At 56.3% G+C, this 26,698-nt stretch carries 26 protein-coding genes; 9 read left to right on the top strand and 17 right to left on the bottom strand.

Annotated elements, in window-relative coordinates; translation table 11 throughout:
• Positions 1–59: 59 nt before the first annotated feature.
• Complete coding sequence (locus Q9R35_RS06885; protein ID WP_086069038.1) at positions 60–1,604, top strand: UbiD family decarboxylase; 1,545 nt, start codon at positions 60–62, stop codon at positions 1,602–1,604.
• Between the two features lie 124 nt (positions 1,605–1,728).
• Here the strand turns inward: Q9R35_RS06885 and gloA are convergent, their stop codons facing one another.
• Both gloA and Q9R35_RS06875 read right to left on the bottom strand, forming a co-directional pair.
• Positions 1,729–2,145 carry a lactoylglutathione lyase gene (gloA, locus tag Q9R35_RS06880; RefSeq protein ID WP_045930920.1) on the bottom strand — a complete coding sequence of 139 codons (417 nt, stop codon included), beginning with the start codon at positions 2,143–2,145 and terminating at the stop codon, positions 1,729–1,731.
• A gap of 94 nt (positions 2,146–2,239) precedes the next feature.
• Positions 2,240–3,163: a LysR family transcriptional regulator gene (locus tag Q9R35_RS06875; protein WP_311219580.1), complete on the bottom strand. Its 924-nt coding sequence runs from the start codon at positions 3,161–3,163 to the stop codon at positions 2,240–2,242.
• Positions 3,164–3,469: 306 nt separating this feature from the next.
• Here Q9R35_RS06875 and Q9R35_RS06870 point away from each other — a divergent pair, with 306 nt between their 5' ends.
• Positions 3,470–4,849 carry an MFS transporter gene (locus Q9R35_RS06870; RefSeq protein WP_199265434.1) on the top strand — a complete coding sequence of 460 codons (1,380 nt, stop codon included), beginning with the start codon at positions 3,470–3,472 and terminating at the stop codon, positions 4,847–4,849.
• Positions 4,850–5,096: 247 nt separating this feature from the next.
• Positions 5,097–5,531 carry a hypothetical protein gene (locus tag Q9R35_RS06865; RefSeq protein ID WP_042483274.1) on the top strand — a complete coding sequence of 145 codons (435 nt, stop codon included), beginning with the start codon at positions 5,097–5,099 and terminating at the stop codon, positions 5,529–5,531.
• A 58-nt stretch (positions 5,532–5,589) separates the two neighbouring features.
• Here Q9R35_RS06865 and Q9R35_RS06860 read toward each other — a convergent pair whose 3' ends face one another.
• The 13 genes from Q9R35_RS06860 to dacB all read right to left on the bottom strand — a co-directional run bounded on the left by Q9R35_RS06860 (position 5,590) and on the right by dacB (position 17,740).
• The gene (locus Q9R35_RS06860; RefSeq protein WP_063688630.1) at positions 5,590–6,900 is read right to left on the bottom strand and encodes an amidase; all 1,311 of its coding nucleotides are present in this window, start codon (positions 6,898–6,900) and stop codon (positions 5,590–5,592) included.
• Positions 6,881–8,047 carry a DUF1116 domain-containing protein gene (locus tag Q9R35_RS06855; RefSeq protein WP_311219579.1) on the bottom strand — a complete coding sequence of 389 codons (1,167 nt, stop codon included), beginning with the start codon at positions 8,045–8,047 and terminating at the stop codon, positions 6,881–6,883. The genes Q9R35_RS06860 and Q9R35_RS06855 overlap by 20 nt, the downstream gene beginning before the upstream one ends.
• Before the next feature lie 9 nt (positions 8,048–8,056).
• Positions 8,057–8,671, bottom strand: a complete 615-nt coding sequence (locus Q9R35_RS06850) for a hypothetical protein (protein WP_042483584.1) — start codon at positions 8,669–8,671, stop codon at positions 8,057–8,059.
• A gap of 47 nt (positions 8,672–8,718) precedes the next feature.
• Positions 8,719–9,591 carry an NAD(P)-dependent oxidoreductase gene (locus Q9R35_RS06845; RefSeq protein WP_042483269.1) on the bottom strand — a complete coding sequence of 291 codons (873 nt, stop codon included), beginning with the start codon at positions 9,589–9,591 and terminating at the stop codon, positions 8,719–8,721.
• A gap of 20 nt (positions 9,592–9,611) precedes the next feature.
• On the bottom strand, positions 9,612–10,577 hold the full coding sequence (locus tag Q9R35_RS06840) for a PDR/VanB family oxidoreductase (RefSeq protein WP_042483266.1): 966 nt from the start codon (positions 10,575–10,577) through the stop codon (positions 9,612–9,614).
• Positions 10,578–10,595: 18 nt separating this feature from the next.
• Complete coding sequence (locus tag Q9R35_RS06835) at positions 10,596–11,819, bottom strand: aromatic ring-hydroxylating dioxygenase subunit alpha (RefSeq protein WP_042483263.1); 1,224 nt, start codon at positions 11,817–11,819, stop codon at positions 10,596–10,598.
• 498 nt (positions 11,820–12,317) lie between these two features.
• Positions 12,318–13,196 (bottom strand): LysR substrate-binding domain-containing protein, encoded by an 879-nt coding sequence (locus Q9R35_RS06830; RefSeq protein WP_311219578.1) that lies wholly within the window; start codon positions 13,194–13,196, stop codon positions 12,318–12,320.
• A 159-nt stretch (positions 13,197–13,355) separates the two neighbouring features.
• Positions 13,356–13,745 carry a hypothetical protein gene (locus tag Q9R35_RS06825; RefSeq protein WP_311219577.1) on the bottom strand — a complete coding sequence of 130 codons (390 nt, stop codon included), beginning with the start codon at positions 13,743–13,745 and terminating at the stop codon, positions 13,356–13,358.
• Positions 13,742–14,131, bottom strand: a complete 390-nt coding sequence (locus tag Q9R35_RS06820) for a phage holin family protein (RefSeq protein WP_009455164.1) — start codon at positions 14,129–14,131, stop codon at positions 13,742–13,744. The genes Q9R35_RS06825 and Q9R35_RS06820 overlap by 4 nt, the downstream gene beginning before the upstream one ends.
• A 158-nt stretch (positions 14,132–14,289) precedes the next feature.
• Positions 14,290–14,607 carry a YqjD family protein gene (locus tag Q9R35_RS06815; protein ID WP_042483249.1) on the bottom strand — a complete coding sequence of 106 codons (318 nt, stop codon included), beginning with the start codon at positions 14,605–14,607 and terminating at the stop codon, positions 14,290–14,292.
• Positions 14,608–14,752: 145 nt separating this feature from the next.
• Entirely contained in the window at positions 14,753–15,469 is a 717-nt protein-coding gene (locus Q9R35_RS06810; RefSeq protein WP_311219576.1) for a hypothetical protein, read from the bottom strand.
• 101 nt (positions 15,470–15,570) lie between these two features.
• Positions 15,571–16,221 (bottom strand): uracil phosphoribosyltransferase, encoded by a 651-nt coding sequence (upp, locus tag Q9R35_RS06805; protein WP_042483245.1) that lies wholly within the window; start codon positions 16,219–16,221, stop codon positions 15,571–15,573.
• A gap of 70 nt (positions 16,222–16,291) precedes the next feature.
• Entirely contained in the window at positions 16,292–17,740 is a 1,449-nt protein-coding gene (dacB, locus tag Q9R35_RS06800) for a D-alanyl-D-alanine carboxypeptidase/D-alanyl-D-alanine-endopeptidase (RefSeq protein ID WP_042483242.1), read from the bottom strand.
• 158 nt (positions 17,741–17,898) lie between these two features.
• On the opposite strand from dacB, the gene queA reads away from it, so the two are divergent.
• The 5 genes from queA (at position 17,899) to secF (ending at position 23,450) form a co-directional block, all read left to right on the top strand.
• On the top strand, positions 17,899–18,963 hold the full coding sequence (gene queA / locus Q9R35_RS06795; protein ID WP_042483239.1) for a tRNA preQ1(34) S-adenosylmethionine ribosyltransferase-isomerase QueA: 1,065 nt from the start codon (positions 17,899–17,901) through the stop codon (positions 18,961–18,963).
• Positions 18,960–20,096 (top strand): tRNA guanosine(34) transglycosylase Tgt, encoded by a 1,137-nt coding sequence (tgt, locus tag Q9R35_RS06790; protein ID WP_086069031.1) that lies wholly within the window; start codon positions 18,960–18,962, stop codon positions 20,094–20,096. The genes queA and tgt overlap by 4 nt, the downstream gene beginning before the upstream one ends.
• An 89-nt stretch (positions 20,097–20,185) precedes the next feature.
• Positions 20,186–20,527: a preprotein translocase subunit YajC gene (gene yajC / locus Q9R35_RS06785; RefSeq protein ID WP_042483233.1), complete on the top strand. Its 342-nt coding sequence runs from the start codon at positions 20,186–20,188 to the stop codon at positions 20,525–20,527.
• A gap of 60 nt (positions 20,528–20,587) precedes the next feature.
• Positions 20,588–22,459, top strand: a complete 1,872-nt coding sequence (gene secD, locus Q9R35_RS06780) for a protein translocase subunit SecD (protein WP_042483230.1) — start codon at positions 20,588–20,590, stop codon at positions 22,457–22,459.
• Positions 22,460–22,511: 52 nt separating this feature from the next.
• The gene (secF, locus tag Q9R35_RS06775; protein WP_063688654.1) at positions 22,512–23,450 is read left to right on the top strand and encodes a protein translocase subunit SecF; all 939 of its coding nucleotides are present in this window, start codon (positions 22,512–22,514) and stop codon (positions 23,448–23,450) included.
• Between the two features lie 595 nt (positions 23,451–24,045).
• On the opposite strand, the gene map is transcribed toward secF, so the two are convergent.
• Together map and Q9R35_RS06765 are read right to left on the bottom strand one after the other, a co-directional pair.
• A complete protein-coding gene (gene map, locus Q9R35_RS06770; RefSeq protein ID WP_311219575.1) occupies positions 24,046–24,813 on the bottom strand; it encodes a type I methionyl aminopeptidase in 768 nt (255 codons plus the stop codon).
• Complete coding sequence (locus tag Q9R35_RS06765) at positions 24,810–25,031, bottom strand: ParD-like family protein (RefSeq protein WP_086069101.1); 222 nt, start codon at positions 25,029–25,031, stop codon at positions 24,810–24,812. Before Q9R35_RS06765 ends, map begins: the two co-directional genes overlap by 4 nt.
• 264 nt (positions 25,032–25,295) lie before the next feature.
• On the opposite strand from Q9R35_RS06765, the gene miaB reads away from it, so the two are divergent.
• Positions 25,296–26,696, top strand: coding sequence for a tRNA (N6-isopentenyl adenosine(37)-C2)-methylthiotransferase MiaB (gene miaB / locus Q9R35_RS06760; protein ID WP_042483216.1), 1,401 nt, complete (start codon positions 25,296–25,298; stop codon positions 26,694–26,696).
• The last annotated feature ends 2 nt before the right edge of the window (positions 26,697–26,698 follow it).

The raw sequence follows: 26,698 nt of genomic DNA, 5'->3' as shown, positions 1-26,698 counted from the left end.
CCTTAGAACCTGTTCAAGGTCTTAACCAAAAATATCTGCAAGCGGAGCCCCGTTCTTCTGTGAAATACCGTGACTTGAGAGACTTTATTGCCCAGCTGGAAGCCAAGGGCGATCTGAAGCGGATTACGCAGCCAGTTTCCACCTCGCTGGAAATGACTGAAATCAGTGACCGGGTACTGCGTGCCGGTGGACCGGCGCTTTTGTTTGAAAACGCCCAGCATCAAGGCGCCAAAGCCGCCATGCCTGTCCTGGCCAATTTGTTCGGCACGCCGCAACGCGTCGCCTGGGGCATGGGTGCACAGGATGTGTCGGCATTACGCGACACTGGCGAACTGCTGGCCAATCTGAAAGAGCCGCAAGCCCCCACCGGGATGCGTGACGCGCTGTCCAAAGTATCCATGCTCAAGTCCGCCCTGTGGGATATGAGCCCCAAGAATGTCCGCTCTCCCGCGTGTCAGGAAGTGGTGCTGGAAGGCAAGGATGTGGACCTGAACCAGATCCCCTTGCAATTGTGTTGGCCCGGCGACGTGGCCCCCTTGCTGACCTGGGGTTTGGTGATTACCAAAGGCCCTCATGCCAAACGTCAGAATCTGGGCATTTACCGTCAACAGCTGATTGGCCATAACAAGCTGATCATGCGCTGGCTGTCCCACCGTGGTGGTGCGCTGGATTTCCGCGATCACGCCCTGACCAACCCTGGCAAACCTTTCCCAATTGCTGTGGCTCTGGGCACCGACCCCGCAACCATTCTGGGTGCCGTCACCCCCGTGCCCGACAGCCTGTCCGAATACCAATTTGCCGGTTTGCTGCGCGGCTCGCGCACTGAAGTAGCCAAAGCCCTGGGTAGCGACTTGTCCGTGCCCGCCTGGGCTGAAATTGTGCTGGAAGGCCATATCCTGCCCAGCAACCACCCGGATGCCCTGGCTCCCGAAGTCCCCGAAGGCATGAAGCCGCCCGCCGACAGCAGCTACGAAATGGCGCTGGAAGGCCCTTATGGCGATCACACCGGCTACTACAACGAGCAGGACTGGTTCCCGGTCTTTACCGTTGAGCGCATCACCATGCGCCGCAACCCGATTTACCACAGCACCTACACTGGCAAACCACCCGATGAGCCTGCTGTTCTGGGCGTCGCACTGAACGAAGTCTTTGTGCCCCTGCTGCGCAAGCAATTGCCTGAAATTGTAGACTTCTACCTGCCACCCGAAGGCTGCAGCTATCGCCTGGCCGTCGTGTCGATTCGCAAGCAATACGCAGGCCATGCCAAGCGCGTGATGTTTGGTGTCTGGAGCATCTTGCGCCAGTTCATGTACACCAAGTTCATCGTGGTGGTGGACGAGGATGTGAACACGCGCGACTGGAAGGAAGTGATCTGGGCCATGACCACCCGTATGGACCCGGTACGCGACACCGTGCTGGTCGAGAACACACCTATCGACTATCTGGACTTTGCCTCGCCGGTCTCGGGACTGGGCGGCAAGATGGGTATGGATGCCACCAACAAGTGGCCCGGAGAAACCCAGCGCGAATGGGGCACTCCTATCAAGATGGATGAATCCACCAAGAAAAAAGTGGACGATATGTGGGGGTCGCTGGGGCTGTAAACCAGAACGCGCCTTCATCCGCCGCAGTCAAAAACAAACAAAGACCATCACCGCAAGGGTGCATGGTCTTTGTTTTATTCAGCTCATCACGGCGGGGCACCCCACACGACACCCGACACCCATATCAGGTTGGCAAGGCCAGCGGCTCCACCAGTTCAATCAGGTACTCATCCGGGTCAAACACAAAGGCAATCGTGCGTTTGCCGTGATTCATCTGCTTGGGAGGCGTCTTGATCCTGACACCCTGCTCTTCCAGATAACGTACCGCCTGACGCACGTCCTGGACCATCAAGGCCAGATGACCAAAGGCCCCGCCCTTCTCATACGGCTCTTTTTGGTCCCAGTTCCAGGTCAACTCCAGACTGGACTGCGTGCTCTGATCAAAGCTGAGAAACACATTGGTGAAGCGGCCGGACTCATAGTCCGTGTGACGCACAACATGCATGCCCAGAATATCGCGATAGAACGCCAGGGATCGCTCCAGATCCAGGACGCGCAACATGACATGATCAAGGCCAAACTGTATTTCGGAGGTGCTCATAGCGAGGGGAGTAGGGTTGAAAATGGCAATGTAGCAAAACCGCCTCCCTGGCATCATGACCGCTCATCAAGGGTCCATGAGAAATACTCAAGCCTTACGCACTGGCCGCCATCAGCTCCGACGAAATGGTCTGGATGAATAAAGGCACACAGGGATTGGCATTGCTTTCCTGCCACATGATGTTGATGAAGGACTGCGGATGCTGACCCGACAAGTCCAGATCAATGGCCACCAGATCACGGTGCACGTACTTGCGCAAGGACTGCGACAAGACGGCAATGCCGATATCGGCCGCCACCATGCTCATGATGCCGGTAATGGTGCTGGCTTCCTGCACGGAATTAGGATGAAAACCGGCATGTCGGCACAGGGAATAAAAATAGCGCCGCCAGACCTGCCAATGCGTCTTGCTGCCCACCACAAAACGCTCATTGGCCAGATCCACCAAGGGAATGGATTTTTCCTTTGCCAAAGGGTGATCGCTCTGCAAAAGAACGATAGGGTCATCATGACAGACCGGCTTCCACTGCACGCCCAGTTCCTCGGGATCATCAGAGAAGGCAAAGCCAAAGCCCAGGTCCAGGCTGCCCTGCTGCAAGCCCTGGATTTGCTGCTGCGTGGGCATATATAACAAATCGGTTGTGATGTTCGAATACTGCTGCTTGAAGTGCTCCAGCGTTCTGGGCAGCACGTCCTGCACCGCGTAGTCGTTATAGGCAATGATCAGGTGTCCGATATCGCCAAACTTGGCTTTCTGGGCCAGCTCGATACCACGCTCCAGATGCACAAAAACCTGCTCGATTTCCTGCAGCAGCAAAAAGCCTGCGGCGGTGAGCCTGACCTGGCGGGTGCTGCGTTCAAACAGATCCACCTGCAAGTCGTCTTCCAGCTTTTTGATGATGCGTGTCAGCCCCGGTTGCGTGATGTGCAGCAGCTCCGCCGCCTTCTTGAAGTGCAACTGTTCGGCCACCGTTTTAAAGGCGCGCAGGTGATGCAAATCCAGACGTGCGGGAATCATGGTTACGCTCATATTTTAGATTGATAACATCGCGATCAATAATAGTGCGCGAATAGTGAATGGACAAGCAATTTGCAGAGGATTAGCTTATCTAGCACGCACTGGATGGCGCTTTGCAAGCATGCCAGGACCGGATGCCCAGCCCCACAAAAAGGAGGAACTCATCCTGTTGCAAGCGATGCTCTTACCGAGCTTTCAACCAATACCAAGAAAAGACAGACACGTATAAATAATAAAAAAACCAGCTACCCCCACAGGGTTTGATTTCAAAAAACAGATAGTCCCAATACTTGAGGAGACATAAGTATGCAAAGGGAAAGCACCGTGGCCGAATCGGAACATACCGATACGGGTCACATCAAGAAAGTAATGATGGGTTCAGCGGCCGGTACGATCGTTGAATGGTTTGACTTTGCCTTGTTCGGCTATATGGCCGTATACATCGCACAAAACTTCTTCCCCTCGGAAGACAAGATGGCGGGCTTGCTGGCCACCTTTGCAGTATTTCTGGTGTCCTTTATTGTTCGCCCCCTGGGCGGGATCTACTTTGGCCGACTGGGCGACCGCATTGGCCGCAAGAAGATTCTGGCCCTGACCGTCTTGCTGATGTCCGGCTCGACCGCGGCCATTGGTCTGATTCCAACCTATGACAGCATTGGCATCTGGGCTCCGGTTCTGCTGATCATCATCCGCTGTATTCAGGGGCTGTCAGCCGGTGGAGAATATACGGGCGCCACCATCTACACTGTTGAACACAGCCCCATGAACAAGCGCAACTCCTACGCCTGGGCCATGTCCGGTGCCACCTACTTTGCGTTTGCACTGGCCGCAGGGATCAGCGCCGGTCTGGCCGCAATTATCGGTACCGAGGCCATGGGCGATTGGGGCTGGCGCACCATCTTCCTGCTGGCCGTTCCCATGGGCATCGTGGCCTTCTTCATTCGGGACCATCTGGCCGAATCGCCCGAGTTCCAGCAGATGCGTGCGGAGAAAAAAGGTCAGCTTAGCTACAGCGCCTCCCAGGTCTTCAAGGCAGAGGGTTCCAATATTGTGAAGCTGGGCGGTTTTATCGTGCTGTACGCCCTGTCCTTCTACATTTTCTCCACCTACATGAACACCTTCCTGCGCACGGTCATTGGCTTGTCCTCCGTCCAGTCCCTGACCGCGAACATGGTTGCCCTGCTGTTTGTCACCGCCCTGACCCCACTTGCCGGTGTGATTTCGGACCGGGTGGGCCGCCGTCGCATGATGCAATTTGCTGCTGTCTGGCATGCGCTGTTCACCATTCCAGCCTACATGATCGTCAGCAAGGGAGCTTCTTTGGAGGCCGCCATTTTCGGCATGCTGATTATCGGTATTGGCCAGGTGGCTGCCAGTGTGGTGGCCGTCACCCTGCTCTCGGAGATGTTCCCCACCGACATGCGCTATACCGCTTCGAGCATGTGCTACAACATCACCTTCGCGATCTTTGGTGGCACCGCACCCTACCTGGCCATCTGGCTGACGGCACAAACAGGCAGCTATCTGGCTCCCGCGTTTTACGTCACGGTGGTCGCCGTTCTGTGCTTTTTCTGGGTGACGGTGCTGATGCCCGAAACCGCCAACAAGCCTTTGCGCCGCTATCACACCGAACCGGCTCATGATGCCAAACCGGCCGTCAGCATGGGCAAGGCAGGCGCCAGTTAAGCCTTCTTTACTCCCGCTGGTTTTCCGCAATCAACAGTCCTGTTTTACAGGGCTGTTTTTTTTATGGGAAAAGAGCATTGATTTACATTAAAAGCAATTCACATAAAGCTGATTCTGCCCATACAGAAACGGTATTCCCATACCGGCTTCTATAGAATAGCCTTCTGTAGCCCGCGCCAAATATAGACTCATTTTCTACCGTAAACAGACTGAAGAATGCGCCTGCTCTGCCCAAGGGATTTGCACCATGACCACCATCAGCCTCACCGACGTAACCGTAAGCAGCGACGCCGACTCGCATGCCCAAGGGTGGCTGACGGTTCAATTCAGCAATGGTTACCGCATCCAGGCCTACTGCCCCAAAAGCAATGACAACTGGGCCCAGGGAGCCCAACAGCTGTGCAAGCCGGGGCATTATGACGGTCTGGCCCCCACGCAGGTGGATAAGTTGCTGCTGCAAGCGGCCGACGATGGCAGCTATGTCGTCCTGCAAGCGACTCTGCCCAAGGCGGCCGTTCCCATGACGTATGCCCGGCCCGCTGACGAGCACATCTATATGGAACTGTCCCACAAACAGCAAAGCGTTTTCAGCGCGGATTTCCTGGCCATTGCCGCGATTATTTTCGGGGCGCTGTATGGTTTGAAATGGCTATTTGAAAAGTATCTGCTGCCCAAACTATAAAAACGCAGCCCAAAAAAAGCGCCCTGTAAAAACAGGACGCCTAAAAGAAAAAAGAAAATTATGCCGTCAGAACTGAGCTGCTGTTTAAAAAGCGCTGCTGCAACTGACGCGCCTGTAAAAGCAAAACATCATCCTGATGCGGTTTACCAATCAACTGCAAACCCATGGGCAGTTTCTGGAAATAACCCAACGGCAAAGACACCACCGGCAAGCCCAGTAACTGCCAGGCACGACTCATGAATGGCGCCCCTGTTCCTTCGGTTTTATAAGGCGCAACACCGGCTGCCGCAGGTGCCAGAATGAAATCCACCCCACTATCCTCAAACCACTGCAGCATCGCCTGTTTGAGCGTGTCCGCTCCTTGCAAGGCAGCAATGTACTCCTTGTAGGGAAAAGACAGACCCGTGCTCATCAAGGACTGCATATGGGCGCTCAAGGTTTCATGCTGCTGTTGCTCGTACACCAGATTCCGGGCCACTTCATAAGCCATGATCTGGGCATGCAAGGCCGTCAATTCAACAACGGCGTCCTGCAGGGGAAAATCCACCAGCGTATGCCCCTGTTCCGACAAATCCTGCTGGCAGGCCTGCAAAGTCTCCAGCATCTTGTCCTGAACGTCGCCCAGTGCCTGCCCGGAGAAAACACCGAACACACAAGCCGCCTGCGCCCCTGGCGTGCTTAGATTCAAGGGTTTGTGCAGCAGGATATTGCGCAGCAAGAGCGTGTCGAGCACATCGTTGCTGAGTATGCCCAGGGAGTCCAGAGAATGAGCCAGCGGCTGAATATTGCGCAAGGAAAACTCGTTCTTGCTGCCTACATAGCCAATGCAGCCGCAGTAGGATGCGGGCCGTATGACCGATGCCGCTGTCTGTGTGCCGAAGGCTACCGGCACCATGAAATCAGCCACGGCAGCAGCAGAGCCGCTGGAGGAGCCGCCGGGTGTGCGTTCGGCATCATGCGGGTTATTCGTCTTGCCTGCCTGAAAGTAAGCAAACTCGGTCGTAACTGTCTTGCCCATCAAAATGCCGCCTGCCGCTTTCATCGCGGTCACGCAGGAAGCATCCATATCCGGAATCCGATCCTGGTGAATGGCCGAGCCCATTGTGGTGGGAATACCCGCCGTATCAATCACGTCCTTGACCGCAAAGGGCAGGCCCATCAAGGGCGAGGCCTTGTAGAAATCGCTGCGACTTTCGTACTCGGCCAGATAGTCGTCCTGATCAATCAGATACTGCCAGGCACCAATCCTGTCATCGCGTATGGCAATGCGCTCGTAGAAGGAAGCCACGATCTCCGGCAGACTGGCTTCGCCCGTATGCAGAGCGTGCAGCAATTGATGCAAAGGCAGCTTAAACCACTGTCGTTTCATGCTGCCACTCCTTGAGAGCTTGCAATAAAGAGGCGTCCACCGTCGCCACCCCACCACCAACACGGCCACGTTCCCCGGCACCGTCGATCATGCCCAGCAGCACCAACGGCCCGGTATTGTTGGCGATCACCTGCGCAAAATCGCTAATACCATTGCGCCCAGCCAGAAAGGGCAAGCGAGTTTTCAGGAACTGGCCTTGACGAGTCAGGTAGTCCGAGGGCAAAAAGGCGTGCAGATTCCTGGCGCTAATCCCAGCCAGATCCAGACACTGGCCACCCAGCCCTACAAAATCCACCACCGCACTATCACCCAAGGCTCCCAGCGCTTGTGCCTGCTCATTGCCCGGCTCTTTATTGCCGGCGATGACAGGGGCGTCTGTAACCAGCCAGGTCGTGGAGCTGGCCAGTTGCAAACCAAAGCGCAAGCCATTACCGCCCACTTTGACGATGGCATCCACGCCATCCGCCGGCGTCTGGTTTGCCAGAATCAAGGCACTGGCGGCCATCCAGTAATTCAAGGCCCAGGCCATTGCGCCGTACAGAAAGCTCTGGCTGGCGTCGTCATTAATGCCCCAGGAGACAATAATGTCGGCCAATTGCCTGGAACCATGCATGGTACGAGCATGGCCATCATCACCATTCAGCAAGGAAGCCTGAACGATGGGAGCCAGATCTACCGGCCCCTGAAACTGTGCAGCCAGCCGTGCACCCAAATCCTGATGAAGCCAACGCAGATGCGGCACCATTTCGTCGGCAAAAATACCCAGGCGGGTGCACCACTGCATGCCTTCATTCAGCACCGAGTATTTCTTGCTCCCGGGCCGATTGCTGTCGCTGACCTCAATCAAATACATGGACGGCGTCACCACTCCGGCCAATGGCACCACCACTCCGTAATCCTGCGCGGGAGCCAGTTGCACGCCCCCTGCGTCCAGCAAGGCTTGCGCCTCTTGTTTGTTGTCCGCCCAACCCTCATACAGAATGCCGATCAAAGCCGAATTTCGGATTGCGGCAGGCAACTCCTGTGCATGCCGAAACGGTGGCCCGGCATGCAGGACCAGACGGCCTTGCGAGGGCAAAATGGATTGCAGGGACCGGACTCCTGTCCAGGCGGGCATCACGGCCTGCGTCTCTACATGCTGAGCCATATCGTCTCCTTACGCCACGCGCACCCAGGTTTCGCTGTTCGCCAGGCTGGCGGACTGCGCACGCGAGCCGTTAAAGTCCCGCTCTATGGTGTTGCCTGGCAGGGCGGTGCCATTGATCAGCACCCTGGCTTGCTGCGCCGGGTGGAACACACACATCATTTCGTGTTTCTGGGTTTGGGTCTGGCTTTGTGGCAGGTCCACACAAATCGCTGGCTGCGTCATTTGATGCCATTGCAGCTCCACCGTCAGACCAGCACTGGCGGAGGTAACTGACTCGCTGACCAGTTCAGGGAAACGGTTTACGGTCTGGAAAACACCGTCACCCAAGACCTGCAACTTATCCAGCGCCACCGCCTTGCGAAACAGACCGAAATGACGCACGAAATCCTGCACCAGATACTCGGCCAAGGGCTTGTTATCCGTGATCAGCAAACGCGCGTCACTGTTCTGCCCGTCCTCGTAGGGCTTGTCCAGAACCAGGATGGCCTGGCCGCTGCCATACGCCGAGCTGGCAATGCGAAAGTACAGGGACAAGGACGACCAGTCCTGCTCAGGGTCGGTCTTCAAGTAAATAAAAGGGTTGTCGCCCGTCCAATCCAAGGTGCCGGTTTTAATTCCCGTCATGCTCAAGCCTCCGTGTTCAATGTATTCGTCATGGTTACCTGGGCGTTTCACGCCAGGTCTTTTTCCACCGCGTATTCCTGGCGCAGTTGCTGAAAGTCCGTGCTCGGCTGCCAGCCCAGAATTTCCTTGGCCGCATGGCTGCTGAAAATGGAGGCACGGGGATTGTTCTGATACCAGCGCGGGTTCTTGATTTCAGGCACAGGGCCGATAATCTGCTGATACCAGTCTGTGGTTGCCAGGGGGTGGGAGCTATCGTCTGCGCTGATGAAAAACACGCCGTAGCGCAAACCTTGCAGATTCACGGCGGCCTCAAAGGCACGCGCCAGATCCGCAGCCCAGATGTAATAGAACAGCCAGTTACGCTGCGGGCTGTCAACGAACTGGATGTACTCGGCAATGGTTTCCGGCAGCACAACGGCCAGCGGACGCAGACAGATCACTTCCATATCGCTGGCCTCGCTAAAGCTTTTTGCCATCTGCTCCATGACGATCTTGCTGACGCTGTAGGCCTGATAAGGCTTGTTTTCATGGGCCTCGTCCACAGGCAGATACTGAGGCTTCCAATCGGCGCGCATCTCCGACAGACCGCAGGCTGAAATACTGGAGCACAGCACCACTTTCTTGACGCCGTTTTCGCGACAGGCTTGCAGCACATGCCAGGTGCCGCGCACATTGACGTTGATGTACTGCTCCTCGGCCGCCTTCCAGTCGAAATCAATCGCCGCCAGGTGAATCACGGCATCGGCATTTTGGGTGGCCGCACGCACGGCCTCCAGATCCATCACATCCGTTTGAATAAAGGAAACCTGATGCTGGCTGGGTTTCAGATCCGCCACGACCACATCCATGGTCTGCATCAATTGCTGTACGACGTACGAGCCCACACGGCCCGAGCCGCCTGTAACCACCACTTTCTTCATGGTGTTTCTCCTGTTTATTGTTATAGATCCAAAACCAGTTCGGCCGACAAGGCGCGCGAGACGCAGATCATCATGGTTTCATTCAACTGCCGCTCTTCTGGCGACAGCACAAAATCCCGATGCTCAGGCAGGCCGGAAATCACTACGGTCTCGCAGGTGCCGCAGGTGCCGTTCTGGCATGAGCACTTGACCCGTATGCCTTCCCGTTTCAAGGCAGCCAGAATCGTTTCATCCTCTGCTACCGCAATGCTTTTGCCCGACTTCTGCAAGGTCACGGTGAAGCCCTTGCCTTGCAGCATGGCCGGGTCGGTCTCTACCGAGAAACGCTCCAGCACCAGCTGCCAGCCAATATCAGCCTGTTCCTGTTGATAGTTTTCCAAAGCGGCCAGCAAAGGCTGCGGACCGCAGGAATAGACGACGGTCTGTGCATCCAGCGCTTGCAATGCGCCTTGCAGATCAAACAGCCCGTCCTGATTGGAGGCATGCGTGGTGATACGCGCGCCATCCACTTCTTGCAGCTCTTGCAGGAAAATAAAATCCGCTGCGTTTCTTGCCAGATACAGCAAGTGCCAGTCCAGACCCGCTGCCGCCGCGGCCTGGACCATGGGCACGATAGGCGTGATGCCTATGCCGCCGGCAACAAAGAAGCACTTCGTGTTTGCAGCAAAGGGAAAGTGATTTTTCGGAATGCTGACGGCCAGCGCATCACCTTCCTGCAACACCTCATGGATATACGCAGAGCCGCCCCGCCCGGCTTCCTCTTTGAGAACGGCAATTTGCCATTCGCGGGTATTGGCCTGTTGGCCACACAGCGAATACTGACGGTAAAGCGGCTCGGTCTGCGACACCGCCAGTTCCAGTTCAATATGCGCCCCCGGCTCCCAGACGGGGAACGCGCCCCCGTTTTGCAAACCCAGGGTCAGGCCCACAACGCGCTCTGACAGCCTGGTTTTCTTCAGCACGCGTGTTTGCAAAGTTTGCTGCATGATGCTGCTCCTGCTCCCTTAGGCAATCGCTCGGATCGGCAACACCCGGCTTTGCTCGTCCACCCGGCGCTCTTCGGCGCGGTACAGATCAATCAGCCAGTTTTGCAAACGCTTGATGACCAGCTCTTCATTGGTCAAACGGCCACGGGAAGCAAAGTTGGATTGCATGCCCTGATGCGAACGACGCCAGGCAAACAGGTCCTCGATCATCACGGGGTACAGATCATCGTGTTCCTGATCGAACTTCTCTTTGTGATCCTCGCGTTCCAGCGTTTCTTGCGGGTACATCCAGGACACGCCGTAGGTGGACTGCTTGGCGCTTTTGGGCAGCCACATGAAGTACTTCACCTTATCGGGCATGGCGACCAGCAAGAGGTTGGGAGCCACGGTCACGTAAGAAAGCTGGGTCCGCTCCTGGTCGGTCAGACCATCCATGGGCGGTTGCAAGATGGAGCCGGTATGCGTAGGCGCGGCGTCCTTGTGGGTGGAGAGCAGGTTGTAGGAGACTATGCCATTGGCCACATCATTGAAGACAGCGGTTTCATCAACACGATCCGGATTGGTTTCGTACATGCCGCCCCAGGACGAAGCGTGCAGAAAGCTGCAGTGGTAGCACTCGTCATTGAAGATCTTCCAGTTCCAGTCGAAACTTTCCATCTTCAGCGGTTCCGAGGACTTCAGCTCGGACATGCGGTAGTTCGCCAGCTGCTTGCCCAGATTGCCCAGGCGAGTATGCAAGGCGGGCGCCATGGCGTCGTAGTTGATGAAGATAAAGCCTTCCCAAACCTCGGCACGGATTTTGGGCAGACAGACACTCTTGGGGTCAAAGCTGGCGCCGGTATCGGTCAGACCAGGGGCGGAAACCAGCTCGCCTTCCATGTTGTAGACCCAGGCGTGCAAGGGGCAGCTAATGCGGCGCACATTGCCTGCCCCTTCCAGCAACAGCATATTGCGGTGACGACAGACGTTGGACAGCACATTAATGCCGCCTTCGCGGGTGCGAATAGCGAACAAGGCGTCATTGCCTACGTCGAAAGTGAAGAAGTCGCCGGCATTGGGGATGTCAGTTGCACGGCCCACACAGAACCACTGCTTTTTCCAGACGGCATTCAGTTCAAACTGGAAAAACTCTTCCGAGGTAAAGCACTCGGGGGGCAAGGCGAAAACCTCGTCGGTTTCCTGCTGAAAGTAGCTGCGGTCAAATTCTTCAATCGCAATGGGCGAACGTAGAGCGGTATTCATCTCAATATCTCCTCTGGTTTGCATGAGCACCATGAATGGCTTTTATTAGGTCAGGCCAATCATGCGACAGGGAGCGACGCTTGAAAATTGAGCAAATTTGACGGAACGATGAGTTTTTTTTGTTGTTGAATCGGGATGAAGGGAAAGCGGTGGATCGCAAACACTGCAAAATGAGGCCGTTCTCGACGACGTAAAGCCCGATTGAGGACTGCGTGTCAGCTACTTGGGACTAGGTATGAGCGGTGTGAGAACTAGGCGGAGCTTGATAAAACCTCCAGCCACGCGCGTCAGATCGGGGTTCCACACCCTGATCGATGAGAAATGAGCAATGAACGAAGTGCGATGTGCATCCAGCCTGGTTCGGGAAGGCCAATACATAAAAAAACCTGCAAATATGCAGGTTTTTTTAAAGACGCAGGAACAGCGACAAGGTCAGCAAAGAGCGAAAAAAGCCCGGTCACCGAGCACAACACATGGGAACCATCAAGCAACTACCGCCTAGCGAATTGCAATCGATGCGACCCAATCCACAAACTCCTGCTCCTGTCGGCTAAGGTTCGCCTCCTTGGGGTAGGCCAAGAAATAGGCGTACTCTTCCAGGCAAACATCGAACAGTTGGACAATTTCCTTCTTGTCGATCAAAGGCCGTAACAAGGCCGGACAGCCCAGCATCACCCCTTGGCCATTCAAGACGGCATTCATGCGCACATTGGTGTCATCAATGTGAAAACTCTTCTTGGCCGTCAGTTCCTGCCCCGCCGCCTTGCGCAACCACTGCTCCCAGCACAGCTGATTTTCTTCGTGAATCAGCACATGCTGGTTCAGATCCGCCGGGGACGTGATCTGGCCATGCGCCTGCAAATAAGACGGCGCACACACAGGTGTCAAATTTCCGGGAATGATGCGCAAGGTCTGCAACTGCGGCCAGTCGCCCTGCTTGCCCCAGACAATTGCAAAATTGATGTTGTCCCTGAAAAAGTCCGGTGCCTGCAGCCGGTGCAGCAAGTTAATTTCAATGTCCGGATGCTTCAGCCAGAAATCCCCCAGCTGCCCGGTAAACCACATGCTGGACACAAAGGGCCGCAAGGACAGATTGATACGGCTCTTGCCGTGAGGCATGCGCAATTCACTCAAGGCCTGATTGATCTCGTAAAAAGGCCGTTGCAAACGGTCAAACAGGAACTGGCCCTGATCCGTCAGCTCCAGGGAACGGTTTTTACGCAAAAACAGCTTGCAGCTCAGATACTCCTCCAGCACCTTGATCTGGTGACTGACTGCCGAGGGAGAGACCAGCAGGTCTTCTGCCGCCTTGGTGAAGTTCAACCTTTGCGCCGACACCGTAAAGGTTCTTAAGGCATTCAGTAATGGCACCTGCATGACGGGCTATGTCTCCTGATGTGGATAGCTTTGTTCTGGAATTATTTATTATCGGAGCATAAGCCTTGCCGTCTTCAAAAACCAGTCGGCTGAACACGGTCCCTCAAGCGCACATAAAAAAAAACCGGCCTGGGCCGGTTTTCGAACATACAAGCAGACTTACTCGTCCGCATCGGTGTTGCGTCGTACCGGCACCAGGACATTGCGTGCTTTTTCACGTGCCGACTTGGAAGAATCAAACAGTTTCCAGGCTCCCAGAGCCAAGGCCCCGATACGCATCCAGCGCCCGCCAAAACTGCTCAGCACGGCCGAGGCACCGGACAACAAGAAGGGATAACGGCGCGACAAGGACAAGGCACTGGTGACCACCCCACCCATGCTCAAACCCGAAGGCTTGACGCTGTTCCACAAATTGCCGGGGCTTAAGTCTTCCCCCAGGGAATGGATCTGGGACGACATGGTTTGCCGCTCCAGGGAAGCGCGGACTCGCAACAGTTCAATACGCACAGCCCGCTCCTGGGCGGACATGCTCTCTTGCTTCGTGCTCATTTCCCGTCTCCCTCGGAATCCCTCAAGCGCTCAATAAACGCGACATCGCGACGCAACTCGGACAAGGTGGCCGAAAAAGGAATCGGGCCAGTAGTCAGACGACGGCGTACGGCCAGGAAAAGCCCCACTCCCAAACCGGCATACAGAACGACCAGCACACCCAAAGCCCAATAGCGATAATCCGTAGGCCAGAAGTACAAAGCCAGCAACAAACTGAACACCAGCACTGCCAGCGTGGAGAACAGCAGTGCGCCAAACACCATGCTGAAGATAGTGATCAGGCTCGCCTTTTGCTGACCCGCTTCCAGAGCAAACAGCTCCAGCCGAGTACTGACAGCCCCTATCAAGGTAGAACCAAGCTGACTGATAGTTTGCCTAAGCGCCATGATTTATCCCTGCTCTGCGACATCCTGCCATTGCATGCAACGACAAGAGCCTGATTTCTAAGAGGCTGCCGATCTGGATCGCTAAATCCAGATCGGCAGGGCTACTTTTTATGCTGCTGCAGCCCCGCAAAGGGCCCGCAGCGCAGAGCACAGACAGATTAACGACGGCTGATCAGCATGCCGAACATCAGGCCCACAATACCGGCCACGCCAATGGCTTGCCAGGGTTTGTCATGGACATAGTTGTCGGTTGCCTTGGCTGCACGCAGGCTGTGGTCAACCACCGCTTCCTGAGCATCGTGCAAGGAGTCCCGGGTCAGACGCAATGAGCGCAAGGCTTTTTCACGCAGCTCACCGGCCTTGTCGCCCGTGGCTTCGGCTGCCTCACGCATCAGTTTTTCGGCCTCATCCAGGCTCGCTTTCACTTCTTCGATAAATTTGTCTCCGCTGTTTTCCACACTTTTCTTGGTAGCCATAAATAACTCCTTGCAGTTGAAAGGGACACGCGACAAATACGTATCGCCAAGTGACTGGCGCCATAGCAGCGCCACACAAAATTCTTTAGCCCGCTGTTTTCAGGATAAAGATACTCGGTGAACCTGTGAACAATACATCACAGGCTTACTTCAGTTGGGTCACATCTACCGTAGACGGTACACCGTTCTGAATACTTTCTTGCTTCATGACCATTTGCACATCCGGACAGTACCAGTCGGTAACCTGGGAATTGATCCCCGGAATGGGCAGACTGATGCCGCTGAAACTGGCCTGGGTAGGCTCGATTTCGCGCTGATAACGAATAGGCCAGCACTGGTAACTGCCCAAGGCCGTCTGCACGGTTTGTTGAGCACCCACAGTTTTGGCACCCGTATGAACGCGCAGAACATTGGCCTGAGTACGCTTGTCCAGATTGATCTGAAAATCCTGGCGGGGGAAGGTCTGTCCTTCCTGCAGCCCACCATGCTCGTAAGAAAACAGCCCCAGCAGGCGCAAGTCAAACGAACCTTGAACGGTCTCCAGGCCGCCACGACCATCATCACGCTGGAAGCGGGTGCGGCCATCGCGCACGGTCATGACATAGTCGATATTGGGCTTGCTGGCAGGCAAGCCTGCTAGAGCCACGCTGGCCTTGCCTTGTACACGAGCCTGGCACTGGTCACCGCCCTGCTTCTTCACGTCGGAAAAAGCCAGGTCAGCGCCCAAGGCCAGAAAGCCCGAGCCGGTCAGTTGTACCTGTCCACCATCACGCATGAAAGGGACGTCACACAAACCGGCCTGAGCCGAACTCAGGCCCAACATGACCAACAGCGGTGCAGACATCCAGGCATTCAGTTTCATGTACATCCTGATTCAGTGAAACTTAAGTTTGACTCTTTATTATGCCTATCGCCTCTGGGGCACTGGCAAGGGATTGTAAAAAAGCACAACAAGTTCTGGACTTAAACCTCGCCGTCCTGAACCTTCTGACGAGTACCAAAAATACGATCGCCCGCATCACCCAGTCCCGGCACGATATAACCATGCTCGTCCAGATGCTGATCAATGGACGCGGTGTAAATATGGACATCAGGGTGGTGTTTTTCAAGAGTGGCGATGCCCTCAGGGGCCGCCACCAGCACCAGTGCGCGAATGTTCTTGCAGCCAGCTTTCTTTAGCAAGTCAATGGTGGCCACCATGGAACCGCCGGTTGCCAGCATGGGGTCGATAATCAGGGCCAGGCGCTGGTCCAATTCGCCGACCAGGCGCTCCAGATAAGTCTGGGCTTCAAAAGTCTCTTCGTTACGGGCGATACCGATTACGCTGACCTTGGCGCCAGGAATCAAGCTCAACACCCCGTCCAGCATGCCAATACCGGCGCGCAAGATGGGCACAACCGTCACTTTCTTGCCAGCCAGCTTTTCCACTTCCACATTGCCGCACCAGCCTTCAATCGTGGTGGGTTCCAGAGGCAAATCCTTGCACGCCTCGTACGTCAGCAAGGAAGCAATTTCCTGGGACATTTCGCGGAAATTCTTGGTGCTGAGATCTGCCTTGCGCATCAAGCCCAGTTTGTGGCGGATCAAAGGGTGGCGTATTTCGTGTATGGGCATGATTGCTTCATCAAATTAGGGACTAACCAAAAACAGGGCCACTGCACAGCAGCCCTCACTATCGTGATCGTTAACGTACTGCCAGCCACTTCACCACCGCATCAAAAAAGGGTCGGGCAGAGGCAGAACGTTCGTCATTGACCATCATGACGACAATATACCGCTTTCCGCTGGCTCCCAGCACGTAACCGGCCAGTGCACGGCTATCGCGCAACGTGCCGGTTTTCAGGTGGGCACGGCCTTGAACCTCGTCATCGCGCAAGCGCGAACGCACCGTACCGTCCACACCGGAGATCGCGAAGGAGGAAATGTACTCGGGCATCCAGTTCGAGCGCCAGGCAACTTTCAGCATGTCAGCCATGCCGCCCGCCGTGACGCGGGCATTACGGGACAGGCCCGAGCCATTGTCCACCGTCCAGCCCGCTGTATTTACCCCCTGACGGCCCAGCACACTCATGACAGCGCGCTCGCCAGTGGCCACGGTGGCACCGGGACCATTCATTTCCGCGCCCACGGTCAGCAGGATGGTGCGGGCCATCACATTATTGCTTTGCTTATTAACAAGACGAATCAGGTCAGACAGGGACTGGGAGTCATGCCAGGTAATCGCCTGGGCACGGGCAGGCACACGGCCTGCCTTGATGTCGCGTGCCAAGGTGCCGCCCAGATCGCGCCACAGGCTGCGGAACAGCTTGTCGAAAAATTCGGTTTGGGAATGCACCAAACGGTAGACGCTGAACTCGCCGCAGGAAGCGGCGGCCTTGCCACTGACACGGACCACCATGCCACCGGCTTCGGGCTGAATCTGGGTGCCAACGACTGGCGAACCGGGACAAGTTGCCGTCGACCACTCGACTTCACCCTGTACGCGCACGCCGGGCAAAGGCGGGTCGATAATCGCTATCCATTTGCGCGCCTGGGTGTCGGGTTGAAACACCAGCCGAGAGGCGCCCAACCCTACCATCATGGCGTCCGGGCTGGCGTTATAGGGACGGTCGCCCGCATTGTCAAAGTCGCCCGGATTGATGGTGACATTTCCGAAGATGGAACGATCCACAATAACTTCGGTCAGATTCTTCACCCCACGCAAGCGGAGCTCGCGCAACATGTCCCACAATTGCGGCACGGTCAAAAACGGATCGCCCCCGGCCTTGATATACAAAGGCCCTTTCAAGGTGCCTTGTTCGTCCACCTGCAGACCATCCTGGGCCATCAAAGTGGTGCGCCAGGTATATTCTGGCCCCAGAGCGGACAAACCTGCCCAGGTGCTGACCAGTTTCATTACCGAGGCAGGGTTACGGGGCTCCTGGGGGTTGACGCCGATCATGCGTGGGCCATCGGCCTCGTCCACCACAATGGACAGGGACGATTGCGGCAAGCGGCTGGCATTCCAGACCGAAGCCAGTTCGGGCGGCAGGGCCTGGGCCAGGGCTAGTGATGCGCCTTGCACCATGAGCAAGGCGGCCAGGGCCACATGCTTGCAACGACTCAAAACAGGCTTTGCCTTTAAAACGCCCATGCCCTCGTCTCCAACAGATCAATTCAGGAAAGACCCAAGCATACCGAAAGAAAAACACCACGGATATGGCCGTTTCAGCAATCTGGCGGCAAAGCGTTAAAATAGTCGGTTACCCCATCAGGCCCGGCCTTCTGGCCAGCGGCCCTTTACGACAAACCATGAGCATCGACCCCTCTTTAACTATCGCCCAGTTCGATTACGAGCTTCCCCCTGATCTGATCGCTCAAAGCCCTCCGGCCCAGCGCCAGGGCAGCCGTCTGCTGCATCTGGACGGTGCCAGCCAATTGCATGACCGCCAGTTCACCGACCTGCCCAGCCTGCTGCGCAAGGGGGACCTGCTGGTCTTTAACGATACGCGCGTCATCAAGGCTCGCCTGCACGGCCAAAAAAGCAGTGGCGGCAAGGTCGAAGTGCTGATCGAGCGTGTGACTGGCCCCGATACGGCCCTGGCCCATATCCGCGCCAGCAAGTCCCCCAAACCCGGCACCTTGCTGGAACTGGCCGAAGGCCGTGTCTTGGCCGACTGCACCGGGCGTGAGGATGCCCTGTTTGCCCTGCGCTTTCACGAGCCTGTGCTGGACATGCTGGAGCAATACGGCGCAACGCCTTTGCCACCCTACATTACCCACGCAGCCGACGAAGAAGACGACTCGCGCTACCAGACTGTTTACGCCCGCCACCCCGGTGCCGTGGCTGCCCCGACGGCTGGCCTGCACTTTACCGACGACATGCTGGCCACCTTGCGCGAGCAAGGCGTGGACCAGGCCTTTGTGACCTTGCACGTAGGTGCAGGCACGTTCCAGCCTGTGCGCGTGGACAATATCAGCGAGCACGTCATGCACGCCGAGCGCTACCACGTCCCCGCCGCCACCCTGGCCAAGATTGACGCCACCCGCGCTGCCGGTGGCCGCGTCATTGCCGTGGGCACCACCAGCGTACGTTCGCTGGAATCGGCCGCCAGCAAAGAGCCCGGCATGAACCAGCGCTGCGCCGATGGCAGCATTGAAGGCGACACGCGCCTCTTTATTACCCCCGGCTTCCAGTACCAGTGGGTGGATGCGCTGATCACCAATTTCCATTTGCCCCAGTCCACCTTGCTGATGCTGGTATCGGCTCTGGCGGGGATCGAACCCATACAACGTGCCTACCAGCACGCCGTCCAATCCCGGTATCGCTTCTTTAGTTACGGCGATGCTATGTTCATTGAGCCTCCTACCCCATGAGTGGACTGAAGTTTGACCTTTTAAGCACCGATGGCGCCGCTCGCCGTGGCCAGATCACCCTGAACCACGGTGTGGTGCAAACCCCCATCTTCATGCCAGTAGGCACGTATGGCAGCGTCAAGGCCATGATGCCGCACGAGTTGAACGAGATTGGCTCGCAGATCATTCTGGGCAATACCTTTCACCTGTGGCTTCGTCCGGGCACGGATGTCATGGACAAGTACAAGGGCCTGCACAACTTCATGCAGTGGGACAAGCCCATCCTGACGGATTCGGGCGGTTTTCAGGTGTTCAGCCTGAAAGGCATGCGCAAGATTACCGAGGAAGGGGTGAAATTTGCCTCCCCCATCACCGGCGAGCGCCTGTTTCTGACGCCAGAAGTCTCCATGCAAATCCAGTATTCCCTGAACTCCGACATTTCCATGGTGTTCGACGAATGCACGCCCTACCTGATTGACGACCGCCCGGCCACGCACACCGAAGCGGCCAAATCCATGCGCATGTCCCTGCGCTGGGCCCGCCGTTCGCGTGAGGAATTCAAGAAGCTGGCCAATCCCAACGCCCTGTTTGGCATCGTGCAAGGCGGCATGTACGAAGACCTGCGCGACGAATCCCTGGCTGGCCTGACCGAGATCGGCTTTGAGGGCTACGCCATTGGCGGCCTGTCCGTAGGCGAACCCAAAGAAGACATGATGCGCATTCTGGCGCACACCACTCCGAAACTGCCCACCCATGCCCCCCGCTATCTCATGGGTGTGGGTACACCGGAAGATCTGGTGGAAGGGGTCAGCCAGGGTGTGGACATGTTCGACTGCGTGATGCCTACCCGCAATGCGCGCAATGGCTGGTTGTTTACCCGTTACGGCGACATCAAGATACGCAATGCCCGCTACCGCGATGACACCCGCCCGCTGGACCCCGGCTGCACCTGCCATACTTGCAAGCATTTCTCGCGTGGCTACTTGCATCATTTGCAGCGTTCCAATGAAATTACCGGCTCGCGTTTGAATACCTTGCACAATCTGCATTTCTATCTGCAGATCATGCAAGAGATGCGTGATGCCATTGAGCAAAAGCGTTTTGCGGCCTGGCGGGAACAATTCCATCAGGATCGGGCGCGCGGCATTGAATGACACGCTGTTTGTGATACCGCAATAAAGTGCCGCTACAATACACCGTTAGTTTTTGACAACCCACACAAAAAAATCCTCAGGAGCCCCACATGTCCGCTGTTGACATTCTGACTCTCATCCCCGCCCAGGCTGCTGGCGGCGAAAATGCCTTGATGGGTATGCTGCCCATCATCTTGATGTTCGTTGTGCTGTACTTCTTGATGATTCGTCCTCAAATGAAGCGTCAGAAAGAGCACCGCAACCTGGTGTCCAACCTGGCCAAAGGCGACGAAGTCATCACTTCCGGTGGTTTGCTGGGCAAAGTCAGCAAAGTTCACGACAACTACCTGACCGTTGAAGTGGCCAACCTGACCGACAAGCCTGTTGAAGTTCTGGTCCAACGCGTGGCCGTTACGACTGTTCTGCCTAAAGGCACCATCAAGTCGCTGTAATGCCTCCGACCCCGGACTTCGGTCCGGGGTTGCCATTTCTGCACCCGTCGTAGATATCCCATGAATCGTTATCCCCTCTGGAAATATGTCATCGTCTTGGTCGCGCTGGCGATCGGCCTGATCTATACCTTGCCCAATCTGTTTGGTGAGTCTCCTGCTGTGCAGGTTTCCAGCGCCAAATCCACGGTCCGGCTTGAAACCAACCTGATCAGCCACGTTGAAGAGCTGCTCAAGAAAAACAATATTCCTACGACGGGCTCGTATTTTGAGCAAAACGGACCCAGCGCCACTGCGCGTTTCCGTTTTGAGTCCACCGATATTCAGCTCAAGGCCAAAGACCTGATCGAGCGTGAATTGAACAAGGACTCCACGGCGGTCGCCCCCGACTACACCGTCGCCCTGAACCTGGTGTCTGCGTCGCCAGCCTGGCTGACCGCACTGGGCGCCCACCCCATGCACCTGGGTCTGGACTTGCGTGGTGGCGTGCACTTCCTGCTGCAAGTGGACATGCAGGGCGCACTGCAAGCCCGCTACGACTCCATGGTGGCTGATGCCCGCAGCGTGCTGCGCGAGGCCAAAGTACCCGTGGGCAACATTGAGCGTGATGGTCATTCCCTGCGCATGAGCTTTGCGTCGGCTGACGAGCGCGACCGCGCCCAGTCCGAAATGCGCCGCGCCATGCCTGACCTGGAATTCACTCCTGCCGGCGATAGCGGTTTGACCGCCCGCATGACAGAAGCAGCCACCATTCAGGTGCAATCCAACGCACTCAAGCAAAACATCACCACTCTGCACAACCGTATCAACGAGCTGGGCGTGGCCGAACCTGTGATTCAACAGCAAGGTTCCGACCGCATCGTGGTGCAACTGCCCGGTGTGCAGGATGTAGCCAAGGCCAAGGAAATTCTGGGTCGTACCGCCACGCTGGAACTGCGTATGGTGGAGGACTCCCCTGCTGCTGTTGCCGCGTTGAATTCGGGCACCGTGCCCTTTGGTCTGGAGCGCTACACCGAACGTGGCGGCGCCCCCTTGCTGCTGCGTCGTCAGGTCATCCTGACGGGTGAAAACCTGCAGGACGCCCAGCCCGGCCGAGATTCGCAAACCCAACAGCCCACCGTCAACCTGACACTGGATAACAAGGGCTCGCGGATTTTCCGCGACATCACCCGCAACAACATCAACAAGCGCATGGCCATTGTGCTGTTTGAAAATGGCGTGGGTGAAGTGGTGACGGCTCCGGTTATCCGCAGCGAAATTCCTAACGGCCAGGTACAGATCAGCGGCAGCATGAATGCTCAGGAAGCCGCCGATATCTCCCTGCTGTTGCGTGCCGGTTCGCTGGCCGCCCCCATGAGCATTATTGAAGAACGCACCATTGGTCCTAGCCTGGGTGCCGACAATATTCGCCAGGGCTTTAACGCCACGCTGTACGGCTTTATTGCGATTGCGATCTTCATCATGCTGTATTACCACCTGATTGGTCTGTTCTCTACCATTGGCCTGACCTTCAACGTGCTCTTGCTGCTGGCCGTGCTGTCCATGCTGCAGGCAACCTTGACCTTGCCGGGTATTGCGGCCATTGCGCTGACGCTGGGTATGGCCATTGACGCCAACGTGCTGATCAACGAGCGTATCCGAGAGGAATTACGCAATGGCGCCTCACCGCAACAAGCCATTCACCTGGGCTTTGATCGTGCCTGGGCCACTATTTTTGACTCCAACTTGACCAGTCTGATTGTGGGTGTTGCTTTGCTGGCCTTCGGTTCCGGTCCCATCCGTGGTTTTGCGGTGGTACACGTGATCGGTATTCTGACCTCCATGTTCTCTTCGGTGGTTGGGGTTCGTGCCCTGGTCAATCTCTGGTATGGCAACCGTCGTCGCCTGCAAGGGATTTCTATCGGCCAGGTCTGGAAGCCACAGGACAAGAAGTAAAGCGCCGGGGCCGGTGCAAACCGGCCTGGCCCAACTACAGGCATAAAGCATCATGGAATTTTTTCGTATTCACCGCACTATCCCGTTCATGCGCCATGCGTTGGTGCTGAACCTGATCAGTTTTCTGACGTTTATCGCAGCGGTTGTTTTCATTATTGTGCGCGGCTTTCACCTGTCCATCGAATTTACCGGTGGTACGGTCATGGAAGTGCACTATCAGCAAACCGTGCAGGTTGAAGATGTACGCGGCTCGATTCAGTCGCTAGGCTATACCGACTTCCAGGTACAGAACTTCGGGACTTCACAGGACATCATGATCCGCTTGCCCGTTCTGGACGGACAAGACTCTACCCAGCAAAGCGAGCAAGTGCTCCAGGCCTTGAAGCAGCAACACTCGGACGTGGAACTGCGCCGTGTGGAGTTCGTTGGCCCACAGGTGGGGCAGGAGCTGCTGCATAACGGCTTGATGGCCCTAGCCTTTGTGGTCGCCGGTATCTTGCTGTACCTGGGCATCCGCTTTGAATGGAAGCTGGCCTTGGCGTGTGCGATTGCCAACTTGCACGACGTGGTCATCATTCTGGGCTTTTTCGCGTTCTTCCAATGGGAATTCTCGCTGTCGGTGCTGGCCGGTGTTCTGGCTGTGCTGGGTTACTCCGTGAACGAATCCGTTGTGGTGATGGACCGTATCCGTGAAAACTTCCGCAAGCAGCGCAAGATGTCGGTATCGGAGATTATTGACCTGTCCATTACCCAGAACATCTCGCGTACCATCATCACCCACGGCTCTACCCAGATGATGGTGCTGTCGATTTTCTTCTTCGGCGGCCCCACGCTGCACAATTTCTCGCTGGCGCTGACCATCGGTATCTGGTTTGGTATTTACTCTTCTGTGTTCGTGGCCGCCGCTATCTCCATGTGGCTGGGCGTGAAACGTGAGGATCTGGTCAAGCCGATCAAGAAAGACGAAGGCGGCGAGGTTGTAGAAGGCTAAGTTGCTTCTTTAGTCGCTGTTAAAGAAAAGCCCGACATTAAAACAATGTCGGGCTTTTTTATTTCTAGGGCTGCTGGATTGCAAGTAATAGGGTGGCAGCAGTAAGCCTCTTTTTGTTTTATTGAGGGCCGGAGCAGGTCGGCTTGGCGGGTCATTCGCCCGTGCTGCGCACGGGTCCCCTTGTCAGAGGCCAGATGCGGGCGGGTCGTGAACTCGGAGCGCGGTTTGTCCCTCGGACAAACCGCAAGCGTGCTCCTCAAACAGCACGACCCTTGCACCCCGCATCTGGTCTCTGCCCGCGGCGAATAACCTGACTCGCCCGCCGACCTGCTCCGGCCCTCAATAAAACAAACGCCTGCCACCCTATATTTATCTGAAGGAATACTTCGGCACGACGGCTATACAGTAAGCGATACTGCGACGGCAATATGGCAAAACTTCACTGCTATAGCAGCTCCAGCGATGCCTACAGCGAGTCTCATTTCCATGAAGCGATAGAACTTGCCACAGTCATTTTCAGATCACAAGCAACAAGGATCGGATAAGTCACTACAAGCCGACGGTGTGGGGACCGAAATGGTCGCAGACGACTTAATTAATACGGGATGGTTTCATCCGGCCGCAGCGTCAATACACGCACACCACTTTCTGTCACAGCCACCGTGTGCTCAAACTGTGCCGACAGCAAGCCATCACAGGTACGTACGGTCCAGCCATCTTTCCCGGTTTGCACCGCATGACCGCCTTGATTCAGCATAGGTTCAATGGTGAACACCATGCCCTCCTTCAATCGCAAGCCTGTGCGCGGCGTACCCCAATGCAGAACCTCGGGTGCCTCGTGCATTTCTCGCCCAATGCCATGTCCACAATAATCCCGCACGACGGAATAGCCATTCTTGCGCGCGTACTGCGAAATGGCGAATCCTACGTCCCCTAGTGTTGCGCCGGGACGTACAGTTTGTATACCCGTCCACATCGCCATATAGCAGGCATCGACCAGTTTTTGCGCAGCAGACGTAACCTGCCCCACCGTGTAGGTTTTGCTGGAATCTGCAATAAAACCGTTCTTCTCCAGGGTGATATCAAAGTTCACGATATCGCCCTCTTTCAGCACATCCGCAGTGGACGGCATACCGTGGCACACCACTTGATTGGGCGAGGAGTTCAGAACATAGGCATAACCGTACTGCCCTTTACTGGCGGGCCGGGCTTGCAGATCCTGAACGATGTAGTTCTCGACCAGATCATTGACCTGCATGGTGTTCATGCCAATCAGATCCAACTGATCCAGGCGCGTGAATACTTGAGCCAGCAAACGACCCGACTCGGCCATCAAGGCAATTTCATCCGCCGTCTTGATCATGCTGGCTCCGTGTGGTCCAGCGGTACAGCGGGCTCACCCAGACCCGCCGCCTTCATTTCACGAGCAACAATCTCGTTAAAGCTCAAGGTCGGATTCAGTTCGCACAGCAGTCCCATACGTATCCAGAAAGCCGCCTGCGCATTGATGGAGCGACATGAAACCGAGCTCGCCTTGCGCAACTGGTCGTGCAAGTCGTCATCAATATTCACGATACCCATTTCTTGTTCCTTATATGTTCCATATACGAATCATATAATCCACAAAAACAGGACGCAAGCAGAACCTGGCTGAAAATCCTGATCCAGCTCGATGCCCTGACACGGCTGCTTTCGGCCGCCGCCACTCAAAGTGGCAGCATGTCTGCAACAAGTCCTACCACCGAAGTCCCTGCTTGCTTGTGGCTCATGGGAGGCTGGGCGTTATAATGCTCGATTCATCATTTTCAATGGCCCGCGGGATATACACCCGTCACGGCTCCTTCTATGACCGACACCACACTCTCTACCCCCGCCAGCGCGGACGCTGCCACCAAGCCTGCCCGCAAACTCTTCATTCGCACCTTTGGCTGCCAGATGAATGAGTACGACTCCGAAAAAATGGCCGACATCCTGAATCAGGATCGCCCCGTGGAGTTGACCACCAACCCCGAAGAAGCAGACATCATCCTGTTCAATACCTGTTCAGTGCGCGAAAAAGCGCAAGAAAAGGTGTTCTCGGATCTGGGCCGGGTTCAGCATTTGAAGGCGCTCAATCCCGATCTGGTGATTGGCGTGGGTGGCTGTGTCGCCAGTCAGGAAGGCGACACCATTATTCGTCGTGCTCCCTACGTGGACGTGGTGTTCGGACCACAGACCTTGCACCGTCTGCCCGAACTGATCGTCAAGCGCCGCAACAGCGGCCGCTCGCAAGTGGACATCAGCTTTCCGGAAATCGAAAAATTCGACGCCCTGCCCCCGGCACGAGTGGAAGGCTATTCGGCCTTTGTGTCCATCATGGAAGGTTGCAGCAAGTACTGCAGCTTCTGTGTGGTGCCCTACACCCGCGGCCCCGAAGTCTCCCGCCCCTTTGACGACGTGCTGATGGAAGTAGCTGACCTGGCCGACCAGGGTGTGCGTGAAGTGACACTGCTGGGCCAGAACGTGAACGCCTACCGTGGCCCTACCGATGTTGCCGGCGAAATTGCCGACTTCGCCATGCTGCTGGAATACGTGCACGAGATTCCCGGTATCGAGCGTATTCGCTATACCACCTCGCACCCCAAGGAAATGACCTCGCGCCTGATCGCCGCCCACGGCAATCTGCCCAAGCTGGTCCCCTTCCTGCACCTGCCCGTGCAAGCTGGCAGCGACCGTATTCTGGCTGCAATGAAACGCGGCTACACTTCGCTGGAGTTCAAATCCATCGTCCGCCGCCTGCGCGAGGCCCGTCCCGACATCGTCCTGTCCTCGGACTTTATCGTGGGCTTTCCCGGTGAGACGGAAGAAGATTTCCAGAAGACACTGAAGCTGATTCGCGATGTGAATTTCGACCAGTCTTTCTCCTTTGTGTATTCCCGTCGCCCCGGCACGCCCGCCGCCGACCTGGAAGACAACTCCACCAAAGAAGAAAAGCTGGACCGCCTGCACCGCCTGCAAGCGCAAATCAACGAGCAGGCCCAGGCCATCAGCCAGGCCATGGTCGGCAGCGTGCAACGCATTCTGGTCGAAGGTACCTCGCGCAAAGACGACTCGGAACTGAAAGGCCGTACCGAAAACAACCGCATCATCAACTTCCCCGGCGACCCTCGCCTGATCGGACAAATTGTGGATGTGCACGTGACCCAAGTACTGACCAACACCCTGCGCGGAGAAATCGTGACCCATGACCGGGTTGCAGGAGCCTGATC

This window comes from Alcaligenes sp. AB3 (genome assembly GCF_031844565.1).
GTDB lineage: Bacteria > Pseudomonadota > Gammaproteobacteria > Burkholderiales > Burkholderiaceae_B > Alcaligenes > Alcaligenes faecalis.
This window is presented reverse-complemented; position numbering and strand designations above follow the sequence as displayed.